This window comes from Halostella salina (assembly GCF_003675855.1).
Taxonomy (GTDB): domain Archaea; phylum Halobacteriota; class Halobacteria; order Halobacteriales; family Natronoarchaeaceae; genus Halostella; species Halostella salina.
Genome location: NZ_RCIH01000011.1, coordinates 1 through 17,206, shown reverse-complemented (window position 1 = coordinate 17,206; position 17,206 = coordinate 1). Strand labels below are relative to the sequence as shown.

Below are 17,206 nucleotides of genomic sequence, written 5' to 3'. Positions count from 1 at the left end.
TTTGAGCTACCCGAAAGGATTCATCCCGAAGGGTCGACCGGTCGGCTATGGAACTGAACCGCAGGCGAGCGCTGCTGGCGGGGGTCTCCGCCGCCGGAACGGCACTGACCGGCTGTCTGTCGGAAGGGAACCCACAGCCCGGGACGGCGCGGGAGGAGACGACCGACGACGACAGCGACAACGGCACGACTGACGACGACGGGACGGACGAAGGAAGCGGCGACGACAGCGACGGCAGCGCTCTACCCGACAGTCTTGAACGTGTGGACAAGCCGCCGTACGAGATAACCGAACCCGAGTGCGACCCGCCCGAGGACGGCCGCGACCCGCTCTGGCTGTGCGAGAACATGCCAGCCGAGCCGTCGCTGTCCTTCGAGCAGGCAAACGAGCGCGGCCCCGCCCTCGCGGACGAGGGGCTCCGGCTGGACGACGCCGACGAGGGCGACCAGTACTACGCGACGCTGTTGACCGACGAGTCGGACCTGGAACGGGTCCGCGACGACGCCGCAGGGTCGGAGTTCGTCGAGGGCACGGATTTCGACAGCGAGGCGGTGCTGGTCGTCCAGACCGGGTGGGGATCCGGGTCGATCACGCCCCACGTCAAACGCGTCGAGGAAACCGACGACGGGATCCGTGCTTTCGGCTGTCACACTCGCCCCTGCGTGTTCACGGCCGATCTCACGTCCCGGACGGTCGCTGTGCGCTTCGACCGCCCGGAAACCCTGGACGGGGCGACGGTGAGCCTGACCGTCGGGACGGAAAAGCGGGTCAACTTCGCGGCCGGCGAGGGCGTCATGACGCTCGACGACCAGTCCGACTAAGCGAGTCCGCGTCAAACGGCCAGTATGCGCGTCGTCGTCGCCGGCACGTTCGGCCCGGTCCACGACGGCCACCGCGCCCTGTTCGAGGCGGCGCTGGAGCGGGGCGATGAGGGGGTCGTCGTCGGCCTCACGAGCGACGAGTTGGCCCGGTCCTCGCGGGACCGCCCGGTGCCGCCGTTCGAACAGCGCCGCGAACGGGTGGCGACCGAGGTCGACCGCCTCGACGAACACGGCCGCGACATCGAGATCCGGCGGATCGAGGACGAGTACGGCTTCGCGGACGACGACCCGACGCTCGACGCCATCGTCGTCTCGCCCGAGACGGACGACCGGGTGGCCGAGATCAACCGGCGGCGGACGGACCGCGGGTTCGAGCCGCTGGAGCAGGTCGTGGTCCCGCATGTACTGGCCGACGACGGGGAACGGATCTCGTCGACACGGGTCGTCCGCGGGGAGATAGACGAACACGGGAACGCCCTGTGAGGCCGGTGTCGGCGAGGACGGTCAGAACGACGGCATCACTTCCTCGGCGTAGAACTCCAGCAGCCCCTCCACGTCCGGCGCGACCTGATGGAGGGTGACGTGGTCGTAGCCCGCGTCCACGAACTGCTCGACGGTCTCGATATGCGCGTCCGGGTCCGGGTCCGTGACGGTGCTCCCCTCGGCGATGTCCCCAGGGGCGACCATCTCGCAGGCCTGGTCGAAGTGGACCGGCGTGGGAAGCAGGGAGCTTAGCTCGCCGGCGAGCGCGGTGTTCGGCCAGCGTTCGTACGCGGCGTCGACGGCCTCGTCCTCGGTTTCGGCGTAGGAGAGCGTCAGCTGTGCGTACTTCGGCCCCTCGCCCCCGGCGTCCGCGAAGGCGTCGGCGACGGTCGCCTGCGGGCCGACCGAGACGAGCCCGTCGCCGATCGCAGCGGCCGTCCGGGCGGCGCGTTCGCCGTACGCCGAGACGTGGATCGCCGGCTCCGACTCCGGGAGCGTGAACAGGCGCGCGTTCTGCACGTCGAAGTGGGTCCCGTGGTGGCTCACCTGCTCGCCGGACCAGAGCTTCCGGATCACCGCGACGGCCTCCTCCAGCATCTCCAGACGGACTGGCTGTTCGGGCCAGTGCTCCCCGGTGACGTGCTCGTTCAGCGCCTCGCCGGTGCCGACGCCCAGCGAGAACGTTCCCGGATGCATCGTCGCCGCCGTCGCTGCGGCCTGTGCGACGATCGCCGGGTGGATCCGCATGATCGGGCACGTGACGCCGGTGTCGATCGGGATCCCATCGACCGCGCGGGCGACGCCGCCGAGCGTCGTCCAGACGAACGGACTCTCGCCCTGGGCGGGGATCCACGGGTGGTAGTGGTCCGAGACGGTCAGGTAGTCGAACCCCAGCTCCTCGGCGCGGACGGCGTGGTCGACGAGTTCGTTCGGACCGTGCAGTTCGCTCGACAGCGCGAAGCCGAACTCGGGCATGGTCGCCCTCCCACGACGACGCGGTTAAGCATCGGTGTGGTGCCGACGACCTGTCACCGGCGGGGCGAAAGGGTCACGACGCCGGGCCGCCTGGAGCCGCGCATGGACGACGCCGAGCGCGACCGACGCCTCGCGGCCCTCCACGACGCGCTGGCTGCGACCGCCGAACTGCCCGTCGAGCGCAATGCGGCGCGGTGGATCGGGGAGGCGGAGGCCGTCGCGGCTGACCTCGCCGAGAGTGATCTGCCGGTGTCGACCGTCGAGGAGCGCGTCGGTCACGTCCGGGACCTGCTCGCCGAAGTCGACGGGAGCGGCCACCCCGAGGCCGACGATCGGATCCAGCGGGCTCGGGAACTGGCCGACCGCATCCTGGCGTAGGCGCGTCACACTGCTCCGGCCCCGGAGCCGCGCCGACGGGATGGCGTGACAGAGTTTATACCCGGAGCGCAGTCATATCGACTGACACCAGAATGCGCGAACTCCGGGACATCAGGGGGCTTCGGCCACGGGACCTCTCACAGCGCCAGCGGCTGCTGCTCAAGTTCGTCGTCGGGCTCGGCACCGTCGTTCTCCTGTTCACGTTCGTCTACAACTGGGGGATGTTGGCGCTCGAACGTCGCCCGCAGTCGGTCTTCCGGTCGTTCCAGACGGTCGTCGAGACGATGACGACGACCGGATACGGCGCGGACGCGCCGTGGGACACGCCGGCGATGAACGTGCTGATGGTGACGATCCAGCTCACCGGCGTCATCATCGGCTTCGTCACCCTGCGCGTGCTGGTCATTCCGCTGTTCGAACGGACGCCGCTGAACCTCGACGACCGGCTCACGACGAAAGACGAGCACGTCGTCGTCGCGGAGTACCAGCGCAACGCCGAACTCCTGCTGGAGGAACTCGAAGCGCTCGACGTGGACTACGTCCTCATCGAGTCCGACCGGGAGGATGCAAAGCGGCTCTCCGATGACGGGTACCAGGCGATACACGGCGACCCCGAGACCCGGGCGGACCTCGACCGCGCCACCGTCGAGCGGGCGAACCTCCTCATCACCGACGCCGGCGAGGGCACCGCAAGCATCGTGCTGACGGCGCTGGAGGCAAACGATGAGCTTCGGGTGATCAGCTTCCTCCCCTCGACGCGGCGGAAGGCGGCGCTCACCGAGGTCGGCGTGGACCGGGGGATCGCGCCGAACGCCCTCATCGGCCAGCGACTCGCCGAGAAGGCGACGACGCCGGTCGCGCGAAACGGGGTGAACGACGACGACGCCGTGGCGATCCGGGAGATACTCGTCCGCCGGAACAGCCCGCTCCACGGCGTGGAGGTGCGGAACTCGCCGCTGGCGGGGCACCCGAACCTGACGCTCGTCGCGGGGTGGTTCGACGGGGAGTTCCGCCTGCCGCCCTCGCCCGACGAGCGGCTCACGCCGAACGCGGTGCTGGTCGTCGCGGGGCCCGTCGACGAGATCGACGACGTGGTGAACGACCTGGGCGGCGTGCGCGTCTCGCGGGTCGCCGACCACTCCCGGGTCGTCGTCGCGGGCTGTGGGGAGGGCGGGGAAGCGGCTGTCGACGCGCTCCCGGCGGACGTGTCGGCGACGACCGTCGACGAGTCGGCGGCGACGAACCCGGACGTGGTGGGCGACGTGACGGAACCCGAGACGCTCCGGGAAGCCGGCATCGAGGACGCGACGGCGCTGGTCGTCACCGTCGACGACGACGCGACGGCGCTGCTGACCGTCGCGATGGCCCGCTCGCTGTCCGACGACGTGGAGATACTGGCCCGGGTGACCGACGACGAGAAGGCGTCGGCGGCGTTCCGGGCGGGCGCGGACTACGTGCTGTCGATCCAGCGCGTCTGCGCCCGGCTCGTGGCCTCGGAGGTCCACGGCGAGCGCGTCGTCGACCCGGCGAGCCAGATCCGCGTCGTCCGGGCCGACGGGGACCCGTTCGCCGGCGAGTCGATCCGGGCTGTCAGGCAGAACGCGGAACGGGGCTGGACCGTCGCCGGCGTCCTGCGTGACGGGGTCGTCCACACCGGCGAGCGGGAGACGGTCCGGGCCGACGACGAGGTGTTCGTCGCGGGCAGTGACGCGGGGATCGCGGAGTTCGAGCGGACCGTCGACGCGGCGTGAGCGTGTCAGTCTCGGGCCGCGTCAGGACGACCGTCGGCCGCGGCTGCGGCCGCGCCTGTGACTTTCGACACAACTAACTCGCCGTCCTCGGAAGTACCGACCGAGCCAATAATGAAACTGCACGAGTACCAGGCGAAGGGAGTCTTCGCCGACGCCGGGATCCCGACGCCCGCCTCCGAACTGGCGGACAGCGTCGACGGGGTCCTGGCAGCGGCGGGGGAGATCGGCTACCCGGTGGCCGTCAAGGCGCAGGTACAGGTCGGCGGACGCGGCAAAGCAGGCGGGATCAAGCTGGTCGAGAGCGACGAGGAGGCCCGCGAGGCCGCCGAGTCGATCCTCGGAATGGACCTCAAAGGGATCCACGTCGACCAGGTGCTCGTCGAGGAAGCCGTCGACTTCGTCAACGAGCTGTACGTCGGCGTCACGATGGACCGCGGCGAGGGCAAGCCCGTGGCCATGGTGTCGACCCGCGGCGGCGTCAACATCGAGGAGGTCGCCGAGGAGGACCCCGACGCCATCGTGCGCGAGCACGTCGACCCCGCGTTCGGGATGCACCCCTACCAGGCCCGGAAGGCCGTCTACGAGGCCGGCGTCGACCGCGCCGTCGCCAACGACGTGGCGAGCGTCCTCCGGACGCTGTACCAGCTGTGGGACGACAAGGACGGCGCTGACGCCGAGATCAACCCGCTGATGGTCACGAGCGACGACGAGGTCATCGCGGCCGACGCGGTCATGAACATCGACGAGGACGCCCTGTTCCGTCAGCCCGAGATCGCGGAGATGGAGGACGAGTCCGCGAGCGGCGACGAACTGGAGGAGAAGGCCGACGAGTACGGCTTCGACTACGTCCGGCTCGACGGCAACGTCGGCATCATCGGCAACGGCGCGGGCCTCGTGATGACGACGCTCGACCTCGTGGACTACTACGGCGGCGCGCCCGCCAACTTCCTCGACGTGGGCGGCGGCGCGAAGGCCGAGCGCATCGCGAACGCGCTGGACATGGTGTTCTCCGACGACAACGTCGACAGCGTCGTGTTCAACATCTTCGGCGGCATCACCCGCGGCGACGAGGTCGCACGCGGCATCAACGAGGCCCTGGAGCAGTTCGACGAGATCCCGAAGCCCGTCGTCGTGCGCCTCGCGGGCACCAACTGGGAGGAGGGACTCGAGATCCTGAACGAGGATCTGGTCACCGTCGAACAGACGCTGGAGGACGCGGTCCAGCGTGCGGTCGACTACGCGGAGGTGGAAGCATGAGTGTTCTAGTCGACGACGACACCCGAGTCATCGTGCAGGGTATCACCGGCGGGGAGGGCAACTTCCACGCCGAGCAGATGATCGAGTACGGCACCAACGTCGTGGCCGGCGCGGTGCCGGGCAAGGGCGGTCAGGAGGTCCACGGCGTCCCCGTCTACGACACCGTCGAGGGCGCGGCCCGCGAGGAGGACGCCGACGCATCGGTGATCTTCGTCCCGCCGGCCTTCGCCGGCGACGCCGTCTTCGAGGCGCTCGACGCGCCGATCGACCTCGCGGTCGCCATCACGGAGGGCATCCCGACGCAGGACATGGCCCGCGTGAACAAGCGTCTGCAGGAGGTCGACACCCGCCTCATCGGGCCGAACTGCCCCGGCATCATCACGCCCGGCGAGGCGAAACTGGGCATCCTGCCCGGCAACATCTTCTCCTCGGGCAACGTCGGACTCGTCTCCCGGTCGGGCACGCTGACCTACCAGGTCGTCGACAACCTCACCGACCGCGGGCTCGGCCAGACGACCGCCATCGGCATCGGCGGCGACCCGATCATCGGCACGGACTTCGTCGACGCCCTCGAGCTGTTCGAGGCCGACGAGGACACCGAGGCCGTCGTCATGTGCGGCGAGATCGGCGGCGAGGACGAGGAGCAGGCCGCCAAGTACATCGCCGAGTACATGGACACGCCGGTCGCCGGCTTCATCGCCGGCCGCACCGCGCCGCCGGGCAAGCGCATGGGCCACGCGGGGGCCATCGTCTCCGGCAGCGGCACCGGCACCGCCGAGTCGAAGATCAACGCCCTGAACGACGCGGGCGTCCCCGTCGGCGACACCCCCGAGGAGGTCGCCGACGCCGTCGAGGACCTGCTGTAGGCCGTCACCGACCGCGTCACTCACCGCTTTTTTGCCGCGCCTCCCTGCAAGCCACGGGCATGACACGCGAGTACGACAAGCTCGTCCGGGACCGGATCCCCGCGGTGATCGAGGAAACCGGCGAGCGCCCCGTTACCCACGTCGCGGACGACGCGGAGTACGCGCGCCGCCTCCGCGAGAAACTCGACGAGGAGGTCCGGGAGTATCGCGAGGACAGCGACCCCGGGGAACTGGCGGACGTGCTCGAAGTAGTCCACGCCCTCCGGGAACTGGAAGGGCTGACGGCGGACGAACTCGACGCGATCCGCGCGGAGAAAGCCGAGCGGCGTGGGCGGTTCGAGGACCGGATCGTGCTGGAGCGCGTGGAGTAGCGCGGCCGGCACCGACGCCTCGCCGACGGCGCTACTCCGAGATGCCGTACACGTCGCCGGTCCAGTCCCGCGAGGGGTAGTCGTACACCGGCTCGTCGCGGTCGGCCGCGTCGAGGCGCTGCCGGTCCGCGTCGTCGAGTTCCCAGTCGAACAGTTCGAGGTTCTCGCGGACGTGCTCGGGGGAGGAGGACTTCGGCAGCGGCACCACGTCGTTCTCGACGGCCCACCGGAGGACCACCTGCGCGGGCGATTTGTCGTAGGTTTCGGCGAGGTCCTGCACGACCTCGCTCCCGAAGATATCCGTGCGGGCGAGCGGCGCGGCGGCCTCGATAACGGTGTCCGTCTCGCGGCAGTACTCCACGAGATCCGGCCGCTGGAACCACGGGTGGAACTCGATCTGGTTGACGGCGATCGGCACGTCCGAGACGTGCTGTGCACAGGAGAGCTGGTAGGCGCTGAAGTTCGAGACGCCGACGTTTCGCACCTTCCCCTCGTCGTGGAGCGTCGCCATCGCGTCCAGCGTCTCGCGGAGCGAGATCGCCGGGTTCGGCCAGTGGATCAGATAGAGGTCGAGGTAGTCGGTACCGAGCCGCTCCAGCGACGCCTCGCAGGACTGGAGCACGGACTCGTAGCCGAGGTTCTTCGGGAGCACCTTCGAGGTGAGGAACACGTCCTCGCGGTCGTAGTCGGCGATGGCGTCGCCGACCGCGTCCTCGTTTCTGTACCCCTCGGCGGTGTCGACGTGTGCGTAGCCGGCGTCCAGCCCGGCGCGGACGGCCTCGCGGACGGTGTCGCCGGAGATGTTCCACGTGCCGACGCCGACCGCGGGCAGTTCGTCGCCACTGGGGAGCGTCCTTGTCGGGACAGTCATACCGGGTGGAAGGCGGCAGCCGACGCCGTTAACTGTAGCGGATCCCCCGGGAGCCTGCCGTCTTCGTCGCCGCGGCGGCGACCGCCCCGCCCGCCGCGTAGGCGAGCGCGGCGGCGGCCCCGACGCCCGCGAGGACGTAGTACCCGTACGCGGCGACCACGTCCGGCGGCGTGCTCGTGGCGACGGCGTAGTGGAGCCACCAGTACAGCGTCTCCCGCGGCGCGGCGCTCTCGTGGATGGCGTACGCGAGCGTCCCGCCGAACAGCAGGCCGGCAACGCCGCCGCTCAGGAAGCCATGGCGGACGCGCCGCCGTCGGCTACCGCCGGCGAACGTGCCGGCGACGTAGCCACCGGCTGCGCCGGCCAGCAGGAGCACGACGGCTGCCGGGACCTGAACCGACCCCGGCACGCGTACGGAGACGGCGAGCAACAGACACGCAAGCGGGGGCACCAGTCCGAGAAGCAGCGCCTCGCGGTCGACCATGTCGGCGCTACGGTCGCGCGGGAGTAGGGACTTTCGGGACTCGGGCGGGTCGGCTCCCCCCACCGAGCAGTCGAGTGGTCAGCGCCCGCCGAACAGCGACCGCACCTTGCCGAGAAGTCCGCCCGACTCGTCGGCCCCCTCCGTCTCGGAGTCGGGTGACCCCTTCGCGTCGCCGGTGGCTGTCTCGTCGTCGACCGCCGTCGCGGTCCGGGCCGACTCGTCGCCGTCCCCGTCGCCGGTGTTCACCCAGTGGAACTCGTCGCCCTCCTCGCGGTCGGGGATCAGGAGGTTCTCGACCTCCTTCCCGGCCGCGATGGCCTGGCCGCCGTCGGTGAACCGCTCGTGGCTGTGGCCCTCGGCCCCGTCGACGATCGCCTCGGCCGAGTCCCCGAACTCGGCGTCCGGGCCGTCGGTTCCGTTCTCCGCCTGTAGTTCAGCGAACAGTTCGCCCGCCGTCGTGTCCTGCACCTCGTCCCGGTCGTCACGGAACACGCCGCCGTCGCTTATCGTCGTTACCCCCGTTCCCCGGTCGACCGTTCCCCCGTCTGTCGTCATGAGCTGATTGGTCTTACTTACCACCCGTCTCGGCTTAAATCTTGGTGAGGGACCGTTGCCGTGGCTGACAGGTCGATTTGTCACGGCTTTTTACCGGGCGCTGCCGAACCGTGGATCATGAACTTCGGCGTTCTCAGCACGGCACACATCGCTCGCACCGCGTTCATCCCCGCGCTCGACGACACCGACCACGACGTGGTCGCGGTCGCGTCACGGGACGGGGACCGGGCGGCCGACGCCGCGGCGGACCACGGGATCCCGCGGTCGTACGCGAGCTACGAGGCCCTGCTGGAAGACAAGGATGTGGACGCGGTGTACAACCCGCTCCCGAACGCGCTGCACGCGGAGTGGACGAAGCGGGCGGCCGACGCGGGCCTGCACGTCCTCTGCGAGAAACCCCTCGGCGTCGACGCCGCGGAGGCCCGCGCGATGGGCGAGTACTGCGACGACCGCGGCGTGACGCTGATGGAGGCGTTCATGTACCGGTACAACCCCCGAACCGAGCGCGCGATCGAAATCGTCGAGACGGAGCTAGGGGAGGTTCGGTCGGTCCAGTCCCGGTTCTCGTTCCGCATGGGCGATACGCCCGACGACATCCGCCTTTCGCCGGACTTGGCGGGCGGGAGTCTGATGGACGTGGGCTGTTACGCGATCCACGCCACCCGACAGTTCCTCGGGGAACCAGACCGCGTGCTCGGAACGACGAACGACGCGCGCGGCGTGGGCGTCGAGACCGAGGCCGCGGCGACCCTGGCGTACGACGACGGGGCGACCGCGCAGGTCTCCTCCGGGTTCGAGACGCCCGAATCACAGTACTACCGCGTCGAGACGACCGACGGCTGGCTGGAGGTCCCCGACGCGTTCAACACCTCCGGCGTGTCGACGCCCACGCTCTCCTACGAGGTCGACGGCCGGACCGTCACCGAGACGTTCGACCCGGTCGACCAGTACGCGCTGGAGGCCGACCACTTCGCGGACTGCGTCGCCGAGGGGCGGACGCCCCTGACCGACGCCGCGGACGCCGCGGCGACGCTCGCCGTCATCGACGCGATCAGGGAGAGCGCGGCGACCGATGCGCCCGTGGCGCTCGACTGAAGCCCCCGGCGACGAACGAGCCGACCGCGTCAGTCGCGAGCCTCAGCGGCCGGCGAGGGGTTCAGCGCACTCGCGACAGAACGTGTAGTCGGCACCGTTGAGTTCCCCGCAGGTGCGGCAGGCGACGGCGTCCGACGCTTCGGACTCCCCGTGGTCCGAGCCGTTCGAACGGTCGTCAGCCCCTCCCCGGAACACCGCCCCCGACGAGGTGTCCGTGAGTCCCGCACCGCCGTCCTCCCGACGGCGCTCCAGCAGGAGGATGGGGAGTACGACGAGCAGCGGGACGAGGACGACGACCCCCGCGTACAGGACCGCGGTGACGATCGCGCTCATGGTAAACAGTAACACACGACGGTACTTAGTCGGTACGGCCCCGGCCCGCGTCAGACCACGCGAGCGAGACCGACCAGCGTCACCGCCGTGGCCAGCACGCCCAGCGCGAACAGCCCGTAGTTCGCGAGCGGGTTCTTCGCGTGCGTCAGGTTCAGCGTGTAGCGCCGGTCCGACACCGGCCACAGCGGCCGGATCCCCATCGGCGTCAGCACGTCGCCGAGCAGGTGTGTCGCCACCGAGAGACACCCGATCGCGAAGCCGAACGCCGCGGGGTCGACGCCGAGCGCGCCGTCGACGGCCGGCGCGACGACCGATCCGACGACGCCGAACCCCGCACCGACCAGCAGCGCGAACGGCACCGAGTGGGTCGGGCCGCGGTGCTCGACCAGTGGGAGACGGTGGTCGCAGTCGGGGAGCGTCGCCGTGGCGACCATCACCGCGCCGCCGACGTACGCCGCGAAGCCGTGCCCGGCGAGGACGAGCGCCGCCCCTATCGGCGCGTAGACGAGCAGGGCGATCCCGCAGTGGCCGAGCTGGTACACGGCCCCAGTTCGAGGCGGACGCTCCCAACCCTTTCGGTCCCCGCGGAGCACAACCGTCATAATCGATAGCCGTGAACGGCCAGCCATGGCAGACGATGTGGAAGCCATGACGCGGTTCCCCGTACCGGACGTCGAGGACCTGCCCGAGGACCTGCAGGAGCGCATCGAGGCGGAGACGGAACGCACCGGATTCACGCCGAACGTGTTCCTGGCGTACGCCTACCGACCGTCACAGTTCCGGGCGTTCTTCCAGTACTACGACGCGCTGGTCGAGGAGAGCGACCTGACCCGCGAGGAGATAGAGATGATCATCGTCGCCGTCAGCGGCGCGAACGACTGCTACTACTGCAACGTCGCACACGGCGCGCTGGTTCGGATCTACGCCGAGGACCCGCTGCTCGCGGACCAGCTCGTCTCGAACTACCGGAACGCCGACGTGAGCGACCGCCACCGTCGGATGCTCGACCTGGCGGTGAAGCTCACCGAGAACCAGGCCGCGGTCGACGAGGACGACTTCGAGCGGCTGGAGGCGGCCGGCTTCAGCCGGCAGGAGATATGGGACATCGGGGCCGTCGCCGCGTTCTTCAACCTCTCGAACCGGATGGCACAGCTCGCGGATATGCGGCCGAACGAGGAGTTCCACACGATGGGCCGATAGCCGCCGCGCCGGCGAGTGACGACCTCAAAGATATGTTAAATTAATTGTGTCGTGTCGAAAAGCGTTTACTGGCACCGGTGCAACGCCACGCCATGCGCGAACTCGACGACACTGACCTCGACATTCTTCGGCTCCTCGCGGCCGACGCCCGCCGACCGTACAGCGAGATCGCCGACCAGGTCGGCGTCTCGCCGCCGACGGTGTCGGACCGCGTCGACCGACTCGAATCGCTCGGCGTCATCGAGCGGTTCACGCTCGACATCGACCGGTCGAAACTGCACGACGGCGTCGCCGTACTCGTCGACGTCGAACTCCGGCCGGGGAACGTCGCCGACGTGAAGCGCCGCCTCGCCGAGGCCGACCCGATCGAACACGTGTTCGCCACTGCGGACGCGGGCGTCGTGGTGAAAGCGACGATACGACCCGACGAGGTAGGGGCGCTGCTCGCCGACGTCGTCGACACCGACCGCGTGCGCGGCTACGACGTTCGCCTGCTCGCGGATTCGGAGTGGAGCCCCGAGGTCGACGCCGCCGAGTTCGCGCCGGACTGCGACGAGTGTGGCACCACCGTGACGACGGAGGGCGAGTCGGTCCGGATCGACGACCGGGTCCACCACTTCTGCAGTTCGTCCTGTCGGCACAACTTCGAGGAGCGATACCGGTCGATGACGGAGTCCGCCTGACCGGGTGGTCCCGGCCGACCGTCCGCTGTTCCGTCGGTTCGAGCCCTGACCGTAACTATTCTATAGGAACGTGCCGATCGATCCGGTATGGCGACGGAACTCACGGTCGATGGAATGACTTGCCAGGGCTGCGAATCGGTCGTCGAGACGGCGCTGGAGATGGCCGACGGCGTCGACGACGCCGAGGCCGACCGGTACGAAAGCGTCGCCGAAGTCGAGGGCGACGCCGACGTGGAGACGCTGGCCGAAAAAGTCGAGATGGCCGGCTACGAGCCGTCGACGTAGCGCGGCGCGTACACGCTCCGCAAACGTCGTCGAAACCGCGGCCGTTTTAGGCGTCTCCGTGCTACCGGTCGCCGTGCAGAACGTCACGGACCGGACGCGGAACCCGTTCGGCATGTCGCCGCCGTGCGAGGCGGCCTGCTCGGCCGAGTACGACGTCGTCCACGGCTACGGCGACGCCAACGCCGACTTCCACGTCGTCGGCGACCACCCCGGCGTCCACGGCGGTCGCTCGACCGGCGTCCCCTTCACCGGCACCGAGGGGGCCGGCCCCCTTCAGTCGGTGCTCCACGACGCCGGGTTTCTCGACGCGCCCTACGCCGACGAACCGACGGCCGAGAACCTGTTTCTGAGCTACCTCCACACCTGCTGTCCCCCCGAGGGCGAGACGCCCGACGCCGAGTCGTACGCCCGCCTCGAACCCTTCTTCGACGCCGAGTTCCGCGCGATCAACGCCCACGTCATCCTCCCCGTCGGGGAGCGGGCGACCGCCCACGTCCTCGCGGAGTTCACCGCGAAGGCCGACCGGGTCGGGACGGAGATGCCGGCGATCCACGCCTCCGAGGTCCGCGGCCGAGGGTATCTCGTCGTCCCCGTCCGCGACCCCGGCGAGTGGGATGACACGGACGCCGACCGACTGCTCGCACGGCTGGAGGCGATCCTCGGCTCTGACTACCGCCAGGAGAGCGACCTCGGCCGGTTCCTGCCCGGCGACGAACCGTACCGTGTCCGGTGAGCCAGGCGGTCCGACTCCCGGATCCCGATCGAACGCCCCCGGCGGCCCCCGACGATTCCACAAAACACGTATAGGTGCCGACGGAGCCACCTGGTATGAACCGGTTTCGCGGCTACCCGCTCGGGGCGTGGTTCGTCCTCGTCACGGGCGTCCTCCTTGGCGTCCGCACGGCCGCGCTGATGCGGCTCGGGCGCGCCGACATGTTCGCGCTCAACTTCAAGGTGTACTACTACGCCGCCGAGACCGCGCTGGCCGGCGGCGACTTCTACGCGGCGACGCCGCCGGACTGGCCCGCATACCGATACCTCTACCCGCCGCTGTCCGTCCTCGCGTTCTACCCTGCGGCGATCCCGGGGGGCTGGCTGCCGGGGTTCGTCGTCCACACGGCCGGCGCGGTCGTGATCGGCGCGGCCGGCGGCGTCCTGCTCTGCCGGTACGTCGAGCGCTCCGGGCGGTCGCTCTCCCGCATCGACTACGCGCTCGTCGCCGCCTTCCTCGTCGCCTCCATCCACTCCGTCCCGTCGGTGTTCTACGGCAACGTCAACGTCCAGCTGGCGGCCCTCACCGTCGTCGGGTTCGTCGCGCTGGACCGCGGCCGCGAGGAGCTGTCGGGGGTCGCGTTCGCGCTGGTCGCGTTCATCAAGGTGTTTCCGGCGCTGTTCGGCGTCTGGTTCCTCCGCCGCCGGGCGTGGCGCGCCGTCGGCGCTGCGGTCGGGACGGGCGTCGGCCTGCTCGCGCTCGGCGTCCCCGTCTTCGGCGTCGAAACCACCCGGACGTACTTCCGCGAGGCGCTGTTCCCGCGGAACCGCGCTGATATGTTCCAGGGGGGTCTCGACCCCAACAGCGCGTACATCACGCTCCGTCGCCCGCTCTCGGTCGCGTTCCCCGAGATGGACCCCACCCTGCTCGTCGCGCTCCCCTTCCTCCTGCTCGCCCCGGTCGTCCTCTACCTCTACACCGACCTCGACGACCGGGTCGACCGGCTGGTCGCCATCCACGGCACCGTGACGGCGACCCTGCTCGCGCTCCCCTCCTACTTCATCTACTACGTCTACCTCGTCTTCCCGCTCGTCGCGCTGCTGTATCTCATGGACGACCGGCCGGTCCGGACGGCGTTCGTCGCCGGCGCGTTCGTGGCGAACATCTCGTACACGCTCAACAACGCCGAGAACGTCGTCCGACTGCTCCCCGACGCGGTCCAGCCCGCCCTGTTCTCGGTCGTCCGACCGGTGTTTACCTTCATGTCGCCGATCGAGTACGGGATGGTGCTGATGCTCGCGGCCTGTGTGGCGTACCGCTACAGAAACGGGGTGTCGGTCAGAACAGTCGCTTCAGCCGCGGCGTGACGAAGGCGTTGAACGGGAGGGCGACCACCGCAAGCAGCGGAAACAGGCCGAAGGCGGCGACTGTCAGGGCCGGCCACTCGACGCCGCCGGCGTTCGCGGCGAGCCCGACCAGCGGCATCAGCACGGCGACGACGTACAGATACGTCGGCTGCCAGGCGAACGACCGCCGGGTCGTCCGGACCACGACGAAGAAGATCGCCGGCAGCGCCACGGTGCCGATCGCGACGAGGACGCCCGCGCCGGGCCGGCCGCCGGTGACCGCCGTCGTCCGGACGAAGTCGAACACCGTCCCTAGCCCGTAGTCGGCCGTCAGCGCCGCCTCGCGGAGCGCCGCCGTGTCCGTCCCGGCCGCACTCACTGCCGACGCGAACTCCCGAAGTCCCGCGGCGTTCCCCCGGGCGTACAGCCCGACGCCAGCGAGGTATATCAGCGACGTCAGGAACACGACCGGCCAGCCGTAGTTGATCGACCGGAGTCGCTCGACCAGCCCCGGAGTCGAGGCCGACGTGTCCGTCGACGTGGTGGTCGACGCGTCGCCGGTGCTCGCATCGCTCCCGGCCGTCGTTCCACCGCTCGTGGTTTTCGCACCCGTCGTCTCCGTACTCGTCGTCCCCGTGTGCGTCCCCTCGACCGTCGACCCGCCCGTCGACGTTCGGGTGCCCGTGTTCGTCCGCGTCGACGTGTTCGACCCGGTGCTCGCGCTCGCCGCCGAGCCGGCTCCGTCGGTCGCGCTCCCGGTCGAACTCGTCGTTCCGGCGCTGCTCGCCGACGTCGTCCCCGTGGATGTCGCTCCCGAACCCCCAACCGACGAGCCGGTCGTCGTCGACCCGCCCGTCGTCGAGTCGGTTATCGTGCTCCCCTCGTCCGCGTCGGCCGGCTTCCACTGCTCCGGGTCGGGGAGTCCCTCCAGCCGCTTCGCCACGTAGTCCTTGTGTCCAAGCCGGTCGTACGCCTTCCGCTCGACCGGGTCTTTCAGCGTGTCGTACCCTTTCTTGAGGGCAGTGAACTGGGCGGGCGCTCGGGGGTCGTCGTTCAGGTCCGGGTGCACCTCCTGGACCTTCTGCCTGAACGCGTCCTTGATCTCGTCCTGGGAGGCGTCGTCGGGGACCCCGAGGAGATCGTAGAAATCGTGCGTCATACAGAGTGTTCGGTTCCGGAAACGTACCGGGGGCTTATATTTTCAATGCAAAAATCCAGGCGCTATCGGAAATCACACAGCGTCGTCTGTCCCGACAGCATGTCGGCGTCGGTCCGCCCCTCCCCGGAATTCGTGCCTGCCGGATCCGCCGGTTCGGACGGATCGGCCCGTTTCGCCGCCTCCGCGTCCGTCTCCGACCCCCACCCGTCAAGACTCGTCTGGTCGCCCGCGGCGAAACTGAGATTCGAGACGCGCACGCCGACCTTCCGGACTGGCTCGTCGGCGAACTCCCCGAGCAAGTCGAGCGCTACCTCCTCGACGAGGGCCGGTTCGTCGACCGGCCCCGGCAGCGACTTCGCCCGCGTGTTCACGTCGTACGGCGGCGTCACCGCCTTGATCCCGATGGTCTGGTACAGCGCGCCCTCCCGTCGTGCGCGGTCAGCGACAGCGCCGGCCAGCGTCCGGACCTGCTCCCGCTTCGGCTCGGCTTCGGCCACCGCCTCCGCGAAGGCCGACTCGCGGGAGAGGCTCTTCGGCCGCCCGGTCGGCGTCACTTCCCGGTCGTCCTCCCCGCGCGCACGCTCGTACAGTTCCCGACCACGGCTGTCGAACGCGGCTTCGAGGTCCCGCGGATCCGCGTCGGCCACGTCGCCCGCGGTCTCCAGTCCCATGCTGCGCAGTTCCCGCGCCGTCACCGGACCGACGCCGTGGATCTCCTCCACGTCGAGCGGTGCGAGGAAGCCGCGGACCTCGTCCGGTTCGACCACGACGAGGCCGTCCGGCTTGTCGCGGTCGCTGGCGACCTTGGCGGTGCTCATGTTCGGCGCGACGCCGATGCTGGCGACGACGCCGACCTCCCGCTCGATGCGGTGCTTGACGTGTCGCGCGAAGCCGTCGGCGACGTCCCAGGCGGTTCGGTCGGTCACGTCCAGGTACGCCTCGTCGATGCTCACCTCGCGCACTACGTCCGCGCAGTCGTGCAGGATATCCTTGACCTCGCCGCTGACCGACTCGTAGAAGTCCATATCGACCGGCCGGTAGTACCCCGCCTCTGTCGGATCGGTGTCCGGGTCCTCTCGTGCGTCGACCTTCCGCGGGAGCCGCTCCAGCGCCGTCGAGATCGCCTGCGCGCTTTCGACGCCGTACTCCCGGGCCTCGTAGCTCGCCGTCGCCACCGCACCGACCTCGTCGCCCGGTTCGTACCCCATTCCGACGACGAGGGGCTCCCCGCGTAGCTCCGGCTCCCGGAGTCGCTCGCAGGCCGCGTAGAAGCAGTCCATATCGACGTGGAGGACGATCCGGTCGCCGCCCTCCGCCTCGGGAGCGCCCGGAAGTCGCGGCCCATCGTCCGCCATTATCGGTGGTTCGGAGCCGAGCGGTATTAATGACGCGCCACGAGACGCTGTCGGCACTACGCAATAAATGAAGAAAGCCCACGGAGCGCAGTGCTCCGTGGGCTGAAAGTATGAGTATGAGTATGAGTGGGCAGGCGGCGATCCGGTGGTCCCAGAGGCTCGCGCACTCCAGTACTTGCCGGAACGCTGGCGGGCTTAACGTCCGTGTTCGGGATGGGTACGGGTG

Annotated in this window: 21 protein-coding genes and 1 rRNA gene; 13 read left to right on the top strand and 9 right to left on the bottom strand. The window is 69.6% G+C overall.

All coding sequences use genetic code 11. The annotated features are described in order from the left end of the window. The first annotated feature begins 47 nt into the window (after nt 1-47). Nucleotides 48-821, top strand: coding sequence for a hypothetical protein (locus D8896_RS17910; protein ID WP_121823480.1), 774 nt, complete (start codon nt 48-50; stop codon nt 819-821). Nucleotides 822-845: 24 nt separating this feature from the next. Further along, nucleotides 846-1,304, top strand: a complete 459-nt coding sequence (locus tag D8896_RS17905) for a phosphopantetheine adenylyltransferase (RefSeq protein WP_121823479.1) — start codon at nt 846-848, stop codon at nt 1,302-1,304. Between the two features lie 21 nt (nt 1,305-1,325). On the opposite strand, the gene D8896_RS17900 is transcribed toward D8896_RS17905, so the two are convergent. Continuing rightward, the gene (locus D8896_RS17900; protein ID WP_121823478.1) at nt 1,326-2,279 is read right to left on the bottom strand and encodes a TIGR03557 family F420-dependent LLM class oxidoreductase; all 954 of its coding nucleotides are present in this window, start codon (nt 2,277-2,279) and stop codon (nt 1,326-1,328) included. A 102-nt stretch (nt 2,280-2,381) separates the two neighbouring features. On the opposite strand from D8896_RS17900, the gene D8896_RS17895 reads away from it, so the two are divergent. The 5 genes from D8896_RS17895 to D8896_RS17875 all read left to right on the top strand — a co-directional run bounded on the left by D8896_RS17895 (nt 2,382) and on the right by D8896_RS17875 (nt 6,902). Beyond that, entirely contained in the window at nt 2,382-2,657 is a 276-nt protein-coding gene (locus D8896_RS17895; RefSeq protein WP_121823477.1) for a hypothetical protein, read from the top strand. Between the two features lie 92 nt (nt 2,658-2,749). Beyond that, a complete protein-coding gene (locus D8896_RS17890; protein WP_121823476.1) occupies nt 2,750-4,408 on the top strand; it encodes a potassium channel family protein in 1,659 nt (552 codons plus the stop codon). A 111-nt stretch (nt 4,409-4,519) separates the two neighbouring features. Further along, complete coding sequence (sucC, locus tag D8896_RS17885) at nt 4,520-5,665, top strand: ADP-forming succinate--CoA ligase subunit beta (RefSeq protein WP_121823475.1); 1,146 nt, start codon at nt 4,520-4,522, stop codon at nt 5,663-5,665. Further along, nucleotides 5,662-6,531: a succinate--CoA ligase subunit alpha gene (gene sucD / locus D8896_RS17880; RefSeq protein ID WP_121823474.1), complete on the top strand. Its 870-nt coding sequence runs from the start codon at nt 5,662-5,664 to the stop codon at nt 6,529-6,531. The genes sucC and sucD overlap by 4 nt, the downstream gene beginning before the upstream one ends. A 59-nt stretch (nt 6,532-6,590) precedes the next feature. Beyond that, entirely contained in the window at nt 6,591-6,902 is a 312-nt protein-coding gene (locus D8896_RS17875; protein WP_121823473.1) for a nucleoside triphosphate pyrophosphohydrolase, read from the top strand. Between the two features lie 31 nt (nt 6,903-6,933). Here D8896_RS17875 and D8896_RS17870 read toward each other — a convergent pair whose 3' ends face one another. The 3 genes from D8896_RS17870 to D8896_RS17860 form a co-directional block, all read right to left on the bottom strand. Then, on the bottom strand, nt 6,934-7,773 hold the full coding sequence (locus D8896_RS17870) for an aldo/keto reductase (protein ID WP_121823472.1): 840 nt from the start codon (nt 7,771-7,773) through the stop codon (nt 6,934-6,936). Between the two features lie 28 nt (nt 7,774-7,801). Next, the gene (locus D8896_RS17865) at nt 7,802-8,257 is read right to left on the bottom strand and encodes a hypothetical protein (RefSeq protein ID WP_121823471.1); all 456 of its coding nucleotides are present in this window, start codon (nt 8,255-8,257) and stop codon (nt 7,802-7,804) included. Nucleotides 8,258-8,335: 78 nt separating this feature from the next. Continuing rightward, a complete protein-coding gene (locus tag D8896_RS17860) occupies nt 8,336-8,812 on the bottom strand; it encodes a hypothetical protein (RefSeq protein ID WP_121823470.1) in 477 nt (158 codons plus the stop codon). Nucleotides 8,813-8,929: 117 nt separating this feature from the next. On the opposite strand from D8896_RS17860, the gene D8896_RS17855 reads away from it, so the two are divergent. Continuing rightward, nucleotides 8,930-9,907, top strand: a complete 978-nt coding sequence (locus tag D8896_RS17855; protein ID WP_121823469.1) for a Gfo/Idh/MocA family protein — start codon at nt 8,930-8,932, stop codon at nt 9,905-9,907. A 42-nt stretch (nt 9,908-9,949) separates the two neighbouring features. Here the strand turns inward: D8896_RS17855 and D8896_RS17850 are convergent, their stop codons facing one another. Next, nucleotides 9,950-10,240, bottom strand: coding sequence for a DUF7577 domain-containing protein (locus tag D8896_RS17850; protein WP_121823468.1), 291 nt, complete (start codon nt 10,238-10,240; stop codon nt 9,950-9,952). 50 nt (nt 10,241-10,290) lie between these two features. Further along, nucleotides 10,291-10,782: a metal-dependent hydrolase gene (locus D8896_RS17845; RefSeq protein WP_121823467.1), complete on the bottom strand. Its 492-nt coding sequence runs from the start codon at nt 10,780-10,782 to the stop codon at nt 10,291-10,293. An 85-nt stretch (nt 10,783-10,867) separates the two neighbouring features. Between D8896_RS17845 and D8896_RS17840 the strand changes: the two genes are divergently transcribed. The 5 genes from D8896_RS17840 to D8896_RS17820 all read left to right on the top strand — a co-directional run bounded on the left by D8896_RS17840 (nt 10,868) and on the right by D8896_RS17820 (nt 14,487). Further along, nucleotides 10,868-11,440, top strand: coding sequence for a peroxidase-related enzyme (locus D8896_RS17840; protein WP_121823466.1), 573 nt, complete (start codon nt 10,868-10,870; stop codon nt 11,438-11,440). A gap of 92 nt (nt 11,441-11,532) precedes the next feature. Beyond that, on the top strand, nt 11,533-12,123 hold the full coding sequence (locus D8896_RS17835) for an AsnC family transcriptional regulator (protein WP_121823465.1): 591 nt from the start codon (nt 11,533-11,535) through the stop codon (nt 12,121-12,123). An 87-nt stretch (nt 12,124-12,210) separates the two neighbouring features. Beyond that, nucleotides 12,211-12,408, top strand: coding sequence for a heavy-metal-associated domain-containing protein (locus D8896_RS17830; RefSeq protein ID WP_121823464.1), 198 nt, complete (start codon nt 12,211-12,213; stop codon nt 12,406-12,408). A 73-nt stretch (nt 12,409-12,481) separates the two neighbouring features. Then, the gene (locus tag D8896_RS17825) at nt 12,482-13,141 is read left to right on the top strand and encodes a uracil-DNA glycosylase family protein (protein WP_121823463.1); all 660 of its coding nucleotides are present in this window, start codon (nt 12,482-12,484) and stop codon (nt 13,139-13,141) included. Between the two features lie 95 nt (nt 13,142-13,236). Next, nucleotides 13,237-14,487: a glycosyltransferase family 87 protein gene (locus tag D8896_RS17820; protein WP_121823462.1), complete on the top strand. Its 1,251-nt coding sequence runs from the start codon at nt 13,237-13,239 to the stop codon at nt 14,485-14,487. On the opposite strand, the gene D8896_RS17815 is transcribed toward D8896_RS17820, so the two are convergent. From D8896_RS17815 to rrf, 3 genes are all read right to left on the bottom strand, one after another. Beyond that, nucleotides 14,459-15,625, bottom strand: coding sequence for a J domain-containing protein (locus D8896_RS17815; protein WP_121823461.1), 1,167 nt, complete (start codon nt 15,623-15,625; stop codon nt 14,459-14,461). The genes D8896_RS17820 and D8896_RS17815 overlap by 29 nt on opposite strands. Before the next feature lie 62 nt (nt 15,626-15,687). Next, entirely contained in the window at nt 15,688-16,980 is a 1,293-nt protein-coding gene (gene dinB, locus D8896_RS17810) for a DNA polymerase IV (RefSeq protein WP_121823460.1), read from the bottom strand. A gap of 129 nt (nt 16,981-17,109) precedes the next feature. Next, a 5S ribosomal RNA gene (gene rrf, locus D8896_RS17805) occupies nt 17,110-17,206 on the bottom strand; the annotation flags it as partial.